Raw genomic sequence first — 12,451 nt, 5'->3', positions numbered from 1 at the left:
CCCAGGATGCGGCGGATCCGGCTCCGCCGGTCCGCCCGCATCGCCCCCTGGAGGGCGCGCGCAGCGCGTAGGGGGGGACCTCTACGTCAGCGAGATAGCCGCGGCGGTTACCGGGGTGCCTTCGGTGGCGTCGGCGCCGCGGCGGCAGGTGCGGCGGCCGTTGAGCCGGGTACGGGTGACGCGGCGGCCGGCGGCGGTGGGAAAGGGGGAGCCGGTCTGGTTCTTCGACCTGGACAACACGCTGCACGATGCCTCGCACGCCATCTTCTCGCACATCGACCTGTCGATGACGCAGGCGGTCATGGAGACGCTGAACGTGTCGGAAGAGGAAGCCCATGTGCTGCGCAAGCGGTATTGGCAGCGCTACGGCGCGACGCTGATCGGCATGGTCCGGCACCACGGCGTGTCGCCGGCGGAGTTCCTGCACCGCAGCCACAGCTTCGACATCCGGCCGCTGGTGCGCGCCGACAAGGATTTGCGTAACCGGTTGTCACGGCTGCCCGGACGCAAGATCCTGTTGACGAACGCGCCACACAATTACGCCCGCACCATCCTGCGCCACCTCGGCATCCTGCACTGCTTCGACAGCCTCTGGGCGGTCGAGGACATGCGCTTCCATGGCGAATTCCGGGTCAAGCCTTCACCGGCCCTGATGCGCCACGTCATGGCGATGGAAGGAGTAAGCGCTAACAATTCTGTGCTGGTCGAAGACACGTCGGCCAATCTTCGCGGCGCCCGCAAGGCCGGCATGCGCACGGTCCACGTCCGCCATCCGGGCACGCCGTTCGCCAAGACGCATCGAGGACGCCCGCTTTTCATCGACCTTCAAGTAAACTCCGTCAGTCACTTGTTGTTACAGCGTCGCGCCCTGCGCCGTAGTTAGCCGTTTCCGCTGGAGGCGGCCCTGCGAAGCGGGCGATTTTTCCTCCTTTGCACGGAAACCCACCGCGACATGGCCTCTAGCAAGACGGGCGAGCGCAAGACCCAGATCCTTCAGATGCTGGCCGAGATGCTCGAGCACCCCAAGGGCGAACGCATCACCACCGCGGCGCTGGCCGCGCGTCTCCAGGTTTCCGAAGCCGCGCTGTACCGGCATTTCGCCAGCAAGGCGCAAATGTTCGAGGGCTTGATCGATTTCATCGAAAGCTCGGTGTTCGGCCTGTTCAACGTGATTTCCGAATCCGAGACCAGCGGCCTCGCGCAGGCGCGCAAGGCCATCCTGATGCTGCTGACCTTCGCCGAGCGCAACAAGGGCATGACGCGGGTGCTGATCGGCGACGCGCTGGTGTCCGAGGACGAGCGGCTGCAGGAACGCATGAACCAGTTCCTGGACCGCATCGAGGCCTCGCTGCGGCAGTGCCTGCGCAACGCGCTGGCCTTGAACGAACTGCCTCCCACCGACGACATCCACGCCCGCGCCAGTCTGATCCTGCACTTCATCCTGGGGCGCTGGCAGCGCTACGCCAAGAGCGGCTGGAAGAAGTCGCCGTCGGAGTTCCTGGACGTGCAGATCCAGATCATGCTGGCCTGATCGCCGCGGTCCGGGCGGTCAATCGCGGCTGGTGCCTTCCCAGCCGCTTTTCGAGATGTCGAACACCACGCCGAAGGGATCCTTGAACTTCTTCTCGAAGTTCTTCTTCTCCGGATCGTTGCCGAGCGAGAAGAAGAACTTGCCGCCCGCGGTCTCGATCCGGCGTTCGGCCTCGGCCAGGTCGTCGACCTGGAAGCCGAAGTGGTGCACGCCGGCAAAGCCGCTGGACGGCGCCAGCGGATGGCCTTCCTTGTACTGCAGCAGCGCCAGGTTGGTGCTGCCGTCCGACAGATAGATGCCCGAGCCCATTTCCAGGTCGTCGCGCCCGACGCGCTTCATGTCGAAGGCGGTTTCGTAGAAAGTGGCGGCTGCCTCGAGATCGGGGACGACCAGCGCGATGTGCTTGATCTTCATGGGGACCTCCCAGGGCGGGCGCCGATACCGGTTCAGGAAGCGGGAGGATGCGCGGGGCGCCCGCCGCATACCGGGCAGCCCGCGTCCCGGCCCACCCGTACTTCGTGCCACTTCATCGCCAGCGCGTCCAGCATCAGCAGGCGCCCCGACAGGCTGGTGCCTATGCCCGCCACCAGCTTGATCGCCTCGGCAGCCTCGGTCGAACCGACGATGCCCACCAGCGGTGCGAATACACCCATGGTGGCGCAATTGATTTCGTCCACGTCCTCGCCATCGGGAAACAGGCAGTGGTAGCAGGGCGCGTCGTCCCGCCGCAGGTCGAACACGCCGACCTGGCCGTCGAACCGGATGGCCGCGCCCGAGACCAGCGGCTTGCGGTGCCGGACACAGGCGCGGTTGATGGCGTGGCGGGTGGTGAAGTTGTCGGTGCAGTCCAGCACGATGTCGGCGGCCGCCACCTGGGCGTCCAGCGCCTCGTCCATCAGCCGCTGGGTCAGGGCCTGGACGGCGACCTCGGGGTTGATGGCGGCCAGCGTCTGCTTGCCGGATTCGGCCTTGTAGCGGCCCACGCGGTCGGTGGTATGCAGGATCTGGCGCTGCAGGTTGGTCAGGTCGACGGTGTCGTCGTCGGCCAGCACCAGGTTGCCCACGCCGGCCGAGGCCAGGTAGAACGCGGCGGGCGAACCCAGGCCGCCCGCCCCGACGATCAGGGCACGCGCCTCCAGGAGGCGCTGCTGCCCTTCGATGCCGATTTCGTCCAGCAGCACATGCCGCGAATAGCGCAGTAGCTGCTCGTCGTTCACTTGGCCGGCGCGGGAACGGGTTGCTCGGGCGGCGCGGGGACGGGCGCGGCGGGCTTCTCGTCCTTCGTGGCGTCCTTGGCTTTCTCGGCGGGGGTCTTGTTCCGTTCGGCCAGTTCGGCGGCGGCCTTGGCCACGTCTTCGGCCTTGGCCAGCTGCACCGGCTTGCCGGCCAGCAGGTTCAGCGCCTGCGCGAGCTGGAAGTCGTCGGCGCTGCCGAACTCGATAGGCTTGATGGTCTTGCGCTCGGCGGCCTTGGCCGGATCCTGCGCGGCCGACTTGATCTCGCCGTTGGGGTCCTTGTCGTTCAGCAGGTGCTTGGCCAGGTCGGCTTCGCGCGGCCGCTCGTACAGGTCGCCTTCGGGCGTGTCGGTGACCGGGTAGTCGGGCACGATGCCCTTGGCCTGGATGGACCGGCCGTTGGGCGTGTAGTAGCGAGAAGTGGTCAGCTTGATGGCCGAATCGCGCGAGATCGGCAGGATGACCTGCACCGAGCCCTTGCCGAAGGTCTGGGCGCCCAGCACCCGCGCGCGCTTCTGGTCCTGCAGCGCGCCGGCCACGATTTCCGAGGCAGAGGCCGAGCCGGCGTTCACCAGCACCACCATGGGCACGGTCTTGGTCCAGGCCGGCAGGCGCTTGATGTAGTCGTCGCTGCTGCGCAGGTAGTCGGCCGGGTTGGTCTGGTACTTGCGCTTGGCGTCGGCGGTGCGGCCGTCGGTGGAGACCACCAGGGTGTTCTGCGGCAGGAAGGCGGCCGAGACCGCGATCGCGCTGTGCAGCAGGCCGCCCGGGTCGTTGCGCAGGTCCAGCACCAGCGCCTTCGGCACGCCGCTCCTGCCCAGGCGTTCGAGGTGGGTGGCGAGGTCGGCGCCCGTCTGTTCCTGGAACTGGGCGATGCGCACGTAGGCGGTATTGCCGTCCAGCATCTTGCTGCGCACGCTCTGGACCTTGATGACGTCGCGCTCGATCTTGACGACGATGGGCTGCGCCTCGTTCTTGCGCACCAGCGTCAGCGTGATCGAGGTCTTGGGCTTGCCGCGCATCAGCTTGACCGCGTCGTTCAGCAGCAGGCCCTTGGTGGACTTGTCGTCGATCCTGATGATGAGGTCGCCCGCCTTGACCCCCGCGCGCGCGGCGGGGGTGTCCTCGATGGGCGAGATGACCTTGACGAAGCCGTCCTCGGTGCCGACCTCGATGCCCAGGCCGCCGAACTCGCCCTGCGTGGCGGTCTGCATCTCGCGGTAGGCGTCGGCGTCCAGGTAGGCCGAGTGGGGGTCGAGGTCGGACAGCATGCCGGCGATGGCGCCGTCGATCAGCTTCTTGTCTTCGACCGGCTCGACGTAGTTGTTCTTGATGGTGGCGAAGACATTCGAGAACTGCCGGAGTTCTTCCAGCGGCAAGGGGCCGCGGGTTTCCCGCTGCGCCACGGCGGTGATGCCCAGGCTGACCAGGACGCCGGCGACCACGCCCAGGCTGACCAGGCCGATACTGCGAACTTTACTCTTGCTGCCCATGTATTCCTCCGGGCCCCGGTTCGGGACGTCAAGCTTTGACATCCCAGGGCCTCGCGGGTTCTCGTCGATAGGTTGAATGTGCTGGGGAAGGCGCGCAAACGCGCGTGCGATCAGGATATCCGGGTAGGGGGGTCAGCGCAACGAGGCCCACCGCAGCGGGTCGAACGGCGCGCCTTTGTGCCGCAGTTCAAAGTATAGGCCCGATTCCGCCTGCCCTCCGGTGGCGCCCACGTTGGCCACGATGTCGCCGCCCTTGACGTCGTCGCCGACGTGGCGAAGCACCGACTGGTTGTTGCCGTAAATCGACAGGTACTGGCTGCCGTGGTCGATGATCAGGAGGTTGCCGAAGCCCCGCAGCCAGTCCGCGAAGACCACCTTGCCGGCGGCCACGGCCCGCACTTCGGTGCCTTCGCTGGCGCGGATGAAGACGCCCTTCCAGGTGCCGCCCTCGCCGCGGGCGGCGCCGAAGCGGCCGACGATGTCGCCCCGCACGGGCAGGCGCAGGCGGCCGCGCAGTTTCTCGAACTGGCCGGCCAGCGAGGCGTCGGGCAGGGAGTCGTTGCGTGCCACCGCGCGCTCCGGCGGCGGCTCGGGGGGCGGAGGCGGGGGCGGCTTGCCCGCTTCGCGGGCGGCCTGTTCGGCCGCGCGCTGCGCGGCGGCCCGCCTGGCCGCTTCCTCGGCCCGGCGGGCGAGTTCCGCCTTGCGCGCCTGCTCGGCCTTGCGGCGGGCTTCCTCGGCGCGCCTGGCCAGCATGCGGGTCAGGTCCTCGATCACGCGCGACAGGCGCTGTTCGTCGCGCGCCAGGCTGGCCGCCTGGCGGCGCTGGCTGCTCAGCTTGGACGAGATGTCGGCCAGCACCTTGCGGCGCTGGTCGGACTGCTTGAGCAGTTCCTGGCGCTGGTTGTTTTCCTCGGACGCCAGTTGTTCGAGCTCGTCGCGCTTGGTGTCGGCCTGGGCACGCAGCCGGGCCAGCTCCTCCAGTTCGCCCTGCAGCTCGGTCACGGTGTTGGCCCGGGCCTGGGCGATATAGCCCAGGTAGGCCAGGTTGCGGTTCAGACGCTGCGGGTCGTCGCCCGACAGCAGCGCGCCCCAGGGCGTGAGCCCGCCCACCGCATACTGGCGGCGCAGCAGGTCGGCCAGGTGGGCCTGGCGCTGGGCCAGGTTCTTTTCCTTCTCGGCGATGGCCTGCTTCTGGCGCTCGAGTTCGGCGTTGGCGCGGCGCTGGGCGTTGCCCAGCTCGACCAGCCGGCGGTTGACCTTGGAGATGGTCTGTTCCGACTCCTTCAGGGCGTCGGCCGCATCGGCGTGTTCTTCCTCGCCCTCGGCGATGTCCTTCTTGAGCGCCTCCAGCCGCTTGCGCAGGGCTTCGCGCTCGCGCGCCACGGCGGCCGGGTCGGAGGGCGCCTTGCCCGCGTCGGCGGCGGCCGCGGCAAGCGGCCAGCCCGCCGCAGCGGGCAGTGCGATCAGCAGTATCGCCGCGAGCCGCTTCACTTGGCCTTGGCCTTTCCTTGCGCGGCCACGGCGGCCATGGCGGCGGCGATTTCGTCCGCGTTGCCCAGGTAGTAGTGGCGGATGGGCTTGAGATCGTCGTCCAGTTCGTAGACCAGCGGCTGGGCGGTGGGGATGTTCAGGCCCACGATGTCGTCGTCGGAGATGCCGTCCAGGTGCTTGATCAGCGCGCGCAGGCTGTTGCCGTGGGCGGCGATCAGCACCCGCTTGCCGGCCCTCAGCGACGGGGCGATGGTCTCGTTCCAGTAGGGCACGACCCGGGCCACGGTGTCCTGCAGGCACTCGGTGGCCGGCAGCTCGCTGGCGGGCAGCGCGGCGTAGCGGGGGTCGAAGCGCGGATGGCGCTCGTCGTCGGCCGCCAAGGGGTTCGGGGCGATGGCGTAGGCGCGGCGCCAGACCAGCACCTGTTCCTCGCCGTACCGGGCGGCGGTCTCGGCCTTGTTCAGGCCCTGCAGGGCGCCGTAGTGGCGCTCGTTCAGGCGCCAGCTGTGCTCGATCGGCAGGTACATGTGGTCCATGGCGTCCAGGGCGATCCACAGGGTGCGGATGGCACGGCGCAGGACCGAGGTGTAGGCCAGGTCGAAGTCGTAGCCTTCCTGCTTGAGCAGTTCGCCCGCCTTGCGGGCCTCTTCCCGGCCCTTGTCCGTCAGATCGACGTCGGTCCAGCCGGTGAAGCGGTTTTCAAGGTTCCATTGGCTTTCGCCGTGACGCATCAGTACGAGTTTGACCATGTCCCAGGAGCGCAGGGGCGCTGCGCGTAAAGGTTGAATACAATTCGGCTGCCCGCCCGAAAACGGCGGGGACGGACGGCAGCCCGTTGAAAAAGCGGCTGCCTATCCCGACATTTTATAATCCTGCGGCATTGTCTTTGCCGTGGGACCGGAATCGGGCCGCCGCAACGGCAAAAATCCGGCGGATCATGTGGTTTTCCCGCCGTTTTGCGAATTCGTAAGCGCGCGTAACGTCAGGCTTTCCGGCCGGCGGGACGTGTGTTCCCCTCACCAGGTTTCCAGGGTCCGCCGTGAAATTCATCCTCGACAACATTCTCCTGATCGCATTGGCCCTCGTCTCGGGCGGCATGCTGCTGTGGCAATCGCTGCGGGGCGGCCAGGCCGGCGGGGCCATGAGCGCGGCCGAGGCCACGGCCGCGGTCAACCAGCGCCAGGCGGTGTTCGTCGACGTGCGTCCGGCGGCCGATTTCTCAGCCGGCCACATCGCCCAGTCGCGCAGTGTGCCGCTGGCCGACCTGGCGCAGAAGGCGTCGGGCCTGCCCAAGAACAAGCCGCTCATCCTGGTGGGCAGCAACGGCCGCGACGCAGCCAAGGCGGTGGCCCAGTTCAAGGCCCAGGGTTTCGCCGAAGTCAGCAGCCTGTCGGGCGGCCTGTCCGGCTGGGTGCAGGCGGGCATGCCCATTGCGAAGGGATAGCGCCATGCAGAAAGTCCTGATGTATTCGACGGGGTATTGCCCCTTTTGCATGCGCGCCGAGATGCTGCTCAAGCAGCGCGGCGTGCAGGAGATCGAGAAGGTGCGCATCGACGCCGAGCCCGAGCGCCGGGCCGAGATGATCGAGCGCACCGGCCGGCGCACCGTGCCGCAGATCTACATCGGCGACACGCATGTGGGCGGGTTCGACGAACTCGCCGCGCTCGACCGCGCCGGCGGGCTGCAACCCCTGCTTGCCGGCCAGGCTACCCAGGGCCATTGATTTCGTTGTGGCCGGGGCGTGTCCCCGGCATGTTCTTTTGGTGCATACGTTTCGGCTCCGCGCTTACCGGGGGCCGGGTCCAGCCAGCAGGCTTTCCGTTTCCAGACTTTCTCCCATGTCCGACAATCAAGAGCAGCAAGCCCCCGTGTTCAACATCCAGCGCGTCTACCTGAAAGACCTGTCGCTGGAGTTGCCCAACGCGCCCCAGATCTTCCTGGAAACCGAGCAGCCCGGTGTCGAGGTCGCCATCGACGTCGGCGCCCAGGCCCTGGCCGAGACCGTCTTCGAAGTGGTGGTGACCGCCACCGTGACCACCAAGGTCGGCGACAAGGTCCTGTACCTGGTCGAAGGCAAGCAGGCCGGCATCTTCGAACTGGCCAACATTCCGCTGGAACAGCTCGACCCCATCCTGGGCATCGCCTGCCCCGGCATCATCTACCCCTACCTGCGCAGCAACATCGCCGACGCCATCACCCGCGCGTCGATGGCGCCGCTGCACCTGGCCGAGGTCAACTTCCAGGCCATCTACGAGCAGCGCGTGGCCCAGGCGGCCGCCGAGCAGCAAGTGGCCCAGGCCGGCAACGACGCCGGCCTGATCCTGCCGCCGGGCACCAAGCACTGAGCGGCGCCAGCACCATGGCGGACATGGCGCCGGGCCTGCGCGTCGCCGTCCTGGGGGCCGGCAGCTGGGGCACGGCCCTGGCCGCCGCCTGCGCCCGCGGCCATGCCACCATGCTGTGGGCGCGCCGGCCCGAACTGGCGCGCCGTATCGCCGATACCCGCGAGAACGCCGACTACCTGCCCGGGGTCGCGCTGCCGCAGGATCTGCGCTGCACCAGCGACCTCGATGACCTGTTCGGGCACCTGAGCGGCGCCGAGCGTCCGCTGCTGATCCTGGGCGTGCCGGTGGCCGGCATGGAGCAGGCCTGCCGCGAGGTGGCGGCGGGCGTGGTCCGCCACGGCATGGGCGATCTGGCCGTGGCCTGGACCTGCAAGGGCCTGGACGCGGACACCGGGCGCCTGCCGCACGCCATCGCCGAGGCGGCGTTCGCCGGCACGGCGGGCATCTCCACCGGGGTGTTGTCCGGGCCGTCCTTTGCCCGCGAGGTGGCCCGGGGCCTGCCGGTGGCGCTGACCATCGCCAGCGCCAGCGCGGAACTGCGCGGCCGCGTCACCGAAGCGCTGCACGGCGGCGCGATCCGTGTCTACGGCAGCGAGGACATCGTCGGCGTCGAGGTCGGCGGCGCCGTCAAGAACATCATGGCCATCGCCTGCGGCATCGGCGACGGCCTGGGCATGGGCGCCAATGCCCGCGCCGCCCTGATCACCCGCGGCCTGGCCGAGATGACGCGCCTGGGCGTGGCCCTGGGAGCGCAGGCCGATACCTTCTCCGGCCTGACCGGGCTGGGCGACCTGATCCTGACCGCCACCGGGGACCTGTCCCGCAACCGCCACGTCGGCCTGGAGATCGGCCGCGGCCGGTCGCTGGACGAGATCCTGGGCGACATGACCCAGGTGGCCGAGGGCGTGCGCTGCGCGCCGGCCGTGCGCGACCTGGCCCGCCGCTGCGGGATCGAGATGCCGATCACCGAGGCCGTCTGCGCGGTATTGTTCGACCGCGTGCCCCCGGCGCAGGCGGTGTCGCGCCTGCTGGCTCGTGATCCGAAAGTAGAAGGAAACTAGATGGATGCGGTTTGTGTGTATTGCGGTGCCAGTGCCGGGAACGATCCTTTCTTTGCCGAGGTGGCGCGCGACTTCGGGCGCGCGGTGGCGGGGCGGGGAATGCGGCTGGTGTATGGCGGCGGCAGTGTCGGGTTGATGGGGCACGTGGCCAATGCCGCGCTCGAGGCGGGCGGACAGGTGACCGGCATCATTCCCGAGCGGCTGTGGGAAAAGGAAGTCGGGCACAAGGGCCTGACCGACATGTACGTCGTGCCCACCATGCACGCCCGCAAGGCCCGCATGGTCGAACTCTCGGACGCCTTCGTCGCGCTGCCCGGCGGCTTCGGCACGCTGGACGAGCTTTTCGAGGTGCTGACCTGGCAACAGATCGGCTACCACTCCAAGCCGGTGGGGTTGCTCAACGCCAACGGCTATTACGATGCCTTGCTTGCCTTCGCGCGCCATGCCCATGAACAGGGTTTCGTGCGCGCGGTGCATCTCGAGGCGCTGATCGTCGACACCGATATCGACCGCCTGCTGGACCGCCTGGCCAGCGCGCAGCCGGTACATGTGGACCGATGGGTCAAGAACAGCGACGCGGTCTGAAGCACTCCCGCCCGCCAGTCCAACACCAAATAACGGAGATATCCATGCATTCTTCCGCCTCTTCCGCGTCGGCCCTGCGCCGCCGCCTGCTCGGCGCGGCCGCGGCCGCCGGCCTGATGGCCGCCGCCCCGGCCTTCGCCCAGCACGACTGGCCCAGCCGTCCCATCAAGCTGGTCGTGCCGTTCCCGGCCGGCTCGTCGCCCGACATCATCGCGCGCGTGATCTCTCAGCCGCTGGCCAAGCAGCTCGGCCAGGCGATCGTGATCGACAACAAGCCCGGCGCCGGCGGCAACATCGGTACCGGCACGGTGGCCCACGCCACGCCTGACGGCTACACCATGCTGTTCACCATCAACGGACCGCTGGCCACCGCTCCCGCGCTCTACACCAAGCTCAACTACGATCCGCTGAAGGACCTGGCGCCCGTCACGCTGGTCGCCACCAGCCCCAACGTGCTGGTCGTGCCGCCCTCGCTGAACGTCGACTCGGTCGGCGCCTTCACCTCGCTGGTGAAGAAAGAGCCCGGCAAGCTCAATTTCGGCACCGTCGGCGCCGGCAGCTCCGCCCATCTGGCGATGGAACTGCTCAAGGGCAAGGAAAACCTGGACATCCTGCACGTGCCGTACGCCGGCTTTCCGCAGGTCGTGACCGCCATGCTGGGCGGCCAGGTGCAGGCCGGCTTCATGGTGCCCGCCATCGCCATGCCGCAGGTGCGCGACGGCAAGCTCAAGGCCCTGGCGGTGACCAGCACCAAGCGCAGCCCGGCGCTGCCCGACCTGCCGACCATGGCGGAGCAGGGCGTGCCCGATTTCGAGGTGATCTCCTGGCAGGCCATCCTGGTGCCCGCCGGCACGCCGCAGCCTATCGTCGACCGGCTGAACAAGGAACTGGTGCAGATCATCAAGAGCGAGGAAGTGCAGAAGCAGCTGACCGCCCAGTACTTCACCGCCGCGCCGTCCACCCCGGCCGAGCTGACCGCGCTGATCAAGAAGGAACAGCAGACGCTGGGCGCGGTGATCAAGCGCCTGAACCTGACGCTGGATTGAGGCGGGGTATTCCTGCCCGCAGGCACGGCGCCCTTCGGGGCGCCGTTTTTCTTGGGGCTTCAGGCCGGATGCGCCGCCTGTGCCACCATGTACGCGCCAGCGGCGGCCAGGACCAGGCCGGCGATGCGCGCCACCCGCAGTCCGCCGGGAGCGAAGCGTTCGCCGGCCGTGGCCGCCGTGGCGATCGCCATGGCCCGCCAGTCCATCATGCCGACGGCGAGCAGGCTGGCGGTCAGGCCGGCGCAGGATGCGCCGCAGCGCAGGCCCAGCCGCAGTCCGTGGCGCCATGCCGCGCCGGGACGCGCGCAGGGCAAGCCGGCGCAGTCATCCAGGCGGCAACTGGCCAGGTAGCGGGCCTTGAACGCGGTGAACTGGAACAGGCCGCCCGCCAGGACGGCCAGGCCCGCCGCGGCGGGGCCCAGGCGCGCCAGCGCGGGGACCTGCGCCTGCAGCGCGGCCAGGGCGGCACCCAGCGGAAACACCAGGAGGCCGATCAGCGTCCACGTGCAGAAGTAGCCCAGGCCGGCCATCGCGGCCAGTCCGTCCGCGTGGCGCGAGCCGGTGTCATGCAGCCGGCGGCGGTAGCGCCATAGCGCGGGCGCGACGACGGGCAGCATCATCGCCACCGCCATGGCCGTCCACATGCCCAGGAAGGCCGCGAGCACGCCGGCCCACGTCCCGCCCGGTGGCGGCAGCCAGGACATCGCCGCCATGTTGCCGCACAGTACGGCCATGCCGGCCATGGCCCGCATGGCGGCGTTCCAGGCCAGGACGGCGGCGGCCATCGCCAGCACCATGCCGCCGAGCAGGCGCGGGCCGGCATGCCGCCATGCGGGCGCCGGCGCCGTTCCCGATTCAGCGTCCGGCGTACTCATCGCGGCGGCGCCACCACACGCCCTGCTCGTTGCGGCCCAGCGGCGCGCGGTCCAGCCACTGGTACATGCCCCAGAGCCCGTCCAGCCCGCGCGCGTAGGTGGAATAGGTGTGGTAGACGGTGCCGTCCTGGATTGCGAAGGCGCTCATGCCGGGGCGTTCGCGCAGGTAGGTGTTGGTGTCGGTGCTGCACATCGCGGCCAGGCGGCCCTCGGGGCTCTGGCCGGTGTCGGCGGGGGCCGGGTGGCATCCGCAGGCGGGTTCGCGCCGGTAGTTGTAGTCGATTCCCTGCTCGAACTGCTGGGCTTCGGTGTGCGAGGCGCTGAAGTCGAAGTTGAAGTCGGCGTCCCGGGACGAGGCCCAGGGGAAGCGCCAGCCCATGCGCTGCTTGTATGCCCGCAGCTTGGCCAGCGGCGCGCGCGAGACCGCCATCAGCATGACGTCGTGGTTGGCCAGGTGGACGGCGAAGCCGTCGAAGCTGTCGGCGATCGACGAGCAGGATGGGCATCCGGCCTGGTAGTCGGGGCCGAACATGAAGTGGTAGACGAGCAGTTGCGAGCGTCCCTGGAAGAGATCGGCCAGCGAGGCGCTGCCCTGGTCGGTGTCGAAGCGGTAGTCCTTGCCGATCGCCACCCAGGGCAGCGCCCGGCGCCGCTGCGCCAGCTCGTCCGACCTGCGCGTCAGGGCCTTCTCGGCCTCCAGCAGGTCCAGCCGCGCGGCCAGCCATTCTTCCCGTGTGCCTGTCGTGTGTCGCATCGTTTTCTCCTTGGATTTCCCGTCGATCGCGCCC

Annotated in this window: 16 protein-coding genes; 8 read left to right on the top strand and 8 right to left on the bottom strand. The window is 69.0% G+C overall.

Features of this window, described 5'->3' with window-relative positions; all coding sequences use genetic code 11:
• Positions 1-81: 81 nt before the first annotated feature.
• Complete coding sequence (locus tag EV675_RS29910; protein ID WP_242621446.1) at positions 82-303, bottom strand: hypothetical protein; 222 nt, start codon at positions 301-303, stop codon at positions 82-84.
• On the opposite strand from EV675_RS29910, the gene EV675_RS01935 reads away from it, so the two are divergent.
• Both EV675_RS01935 and slmA read left to right on the top strand, forming a co-directional pair.
• Complete coding sequence (locus EV675_RS01935) at positions 197-883, top strand: pyrimidine 5'-nucleotidase (RefSeq protein ID WP_242621416.1); 687 nt, start codon at positions 197-199, stop codon at positions 881-883. The genes EV675_RS29910 and EV675_RS01935 overlap by 107 nt on opposite strands.
• Before the next feature lie 69 nt (positions 884-952).
• Positions 953-1,531 (top strand): nucleoid occlusion factor SlmA, encoded by a 579-nt coding sequence (gene slmA, locus EV675_RS01930; protein WP_130355744.1) that lies wholly within the window; start codon positions 953-955, stop codon positions 1,529-1,531.
• Between the two features lie 18 nt (positions 1,532-1,549).
• On the opposite strand, the gene EV675_RS01925 is transcribed toward slmA, so the two are convergent.
• The 5 genes from EV675_RS01925 to gpmA all read right to left on the bottom strand — a co-directional run bounded on the left by EV675_RS01925 (position 1,550) and on the right by gpmA (position 6,499).
• Positions 1,550-1,945: a VOC family protein gene (locus EV675_RS01925; RefSeq protein ID WP_165404381.1), complete on the bottom strand. Its 396-nt coding sequence runs from the start codon at positions 1,943-1,945 to the stop codon at positions 1,550-1,552.
• A 32-nt stretch (positions 1,946-1,977) separates the two neighbouring features.
• Positions 1,978-2,748, bottom strand: coding sequence for a HesA/MoeB/ThiF family protein (locus EV675_RS01920; protein WP_130355742.1), 771 nt, complete (start codon positions 2,746-2,748; stop codon positions 1,978-1,980).
• A complete protein-coding gene (locus EV675_RS01915) occupies positions 2,745-4,259 on the bottom strand; it encodes a S41 family peptidase (RefSeq protein WP_130355741.1) in 1,515 nt (504 codons plus the stop codon). The genes EV675_RS01920 and EV675_RS01915 overlap by 4 nt, the downstream gene beginning before the upstream one ends.
• Positions 4,260-4,391: 132 nt before the next feature.
• The gene (locus EV675_RS01910) at positions 4,392-5,750 is read right to left on the bottom strand and encodes a murein hydrolase activator EnvC family protein (protein ID WP_130355740.1); all 1,359 of its coding nucleotides are present in this window, start codon (positions 5,748-5,750) and stop codon (positions 4,392-4,394) included.
• The gene (gene gpmA / locus EV675_RS01905) at positions 5,747-6,499 is read right to left on the bottom strand and encodes a 2,3-diphosphoglycerate-dependent phosphoglycerate mutase (protein ID WP_130355739.1); all 753 of its coding nucleotides are present in this window, start codon (positions 6,497-6,499) and stop codon (positions 5,747-5,749) included. The genes EV675_RS01910 and gpmA overlap by 4 nt, the downstream gene beginning before the upstream one ends.
• 290 nt (positions 6,500-6,789) lie before the next feature.
• Here gpmA and EV675_RS01900 point away from each other — a divergent pair, with 290 nt between their 5' ends.
• From EV675_RS01900 to EV675_RS01875, 6 genes are all read left to right on the top strand, one after another.
• The gene (locus EV675_RS01900; RefSeq protein WP_278044752.1) at positions 6,790-7,194 is read left to right on the top strand and encodes a rhodanese-like domain-containing protein; all 405 of its coding nucleotides are present in this window, start codon (positions 6,790-6,792) and stop codon (positions 7,192-7,194) included.
• Between the two features lie 4 nt (positions 7,195-7,198).
• Positions 7,199-7,474, top strand: a complete 276-nt coding sequence (gene grxC / locus EV675_RS01895) for a glutaredoxin 3 (protein WP_130355738.1) — start codon at positions 7,199-7,201, stop codon at positions 7,472-7,474.
• A gap of 115 nt (positions 7,475-7,589) precedes the next feature.
• Entirely contained in the window at positions 7,590-8,096 is a 507-nt protein-coding gene (gene secB, locus EV675_RS01890; RefSeq protein WP_130355737.1) for a protein-export chaperone SecB, read from the top strand.
• Between the two features lie 14 nt (positions 8,097-8,110).
• A complete protein-coding gene (locus tag EV675_RS01885; protein ID WP_130355736.1) occupies positions 8,111-9,157 on the top strand; it encodes an NAD(P)H-dependent glycerol-3-phosphate dehydrogenase in 1,047 nt (348 codons plus the stop codon).
• The gene (locus EV675_RS01880) at positions 9,158-9,742 is read left to right on the top strand and encodes an LOG family protein (protein WP_130355735.1); all 585 of its coding nucleotides are present in this window, start codon (positions 9,158-9,160) and stop codon (positions 9,740-9,742) included.
• Between the two features lie 44 nt (positions 9,743-9,786).
• Positions 9,787-10,788 (top strand): Bug family tripartite tricarboxylate transporter substrate binding protein, encoded by a 1,002-nt coding sequence (locus tag EV675_RS01875; RefSeq protein ID WP_130355734.1) that lies wholly within the window; start codon positions 9,787-9,789, stop codon positions 10,786-10,788.
• Between the two features lie 59 nt (positions 10,789-10,847).
• Here EV675_RS01875 and EV675_RS01870 read toward each other — a convergent pair whose 3' ends face one another.
• Positions 10,848-11,663: a copper chaperone gene (locus EV675_RS01870; RefSeq protein ID WP_130355733.1), complete on the bottom strand. Its 816-nt coding sequence runs from the start codon at positions 11,661-11,663 to the stop codon at positions 10,848-10,850.
• Positions 11,644-12,417, bottom strand: a complete 774-nt coding sequence (locus tag EV675_RS01865) for a DUF899 domain-containing protein (RefSeq protein ID WP_130355732.1) — start codon at positions 12,415-12,417, stop codon at positions 11,644-11,646. Before EV675_RS01865 ends, EV675_RS01870 begins: the two co-directional genes overlap by 20 nt.
• Positions 12,418-12,451 lie beyond the last annotated feature (34 nt).

It is taken from the genome of Pigmentiphaga kullae (genome assembly GCF_004216695.1).
Taxonomy (GTDB): domain Bacteria; phylum Pseudomonadota; class Gammaproteobacteria; order Burkholderiales; family Burkholderiaceae_B; genus Pigmentiphaga; species Pigmentiphaga kullae.
The sequence above is the reverse complement of the archived record's forward strand: the minus strand, read 5'-3'. Positions and strand labels throughout refer to the sequence as shown.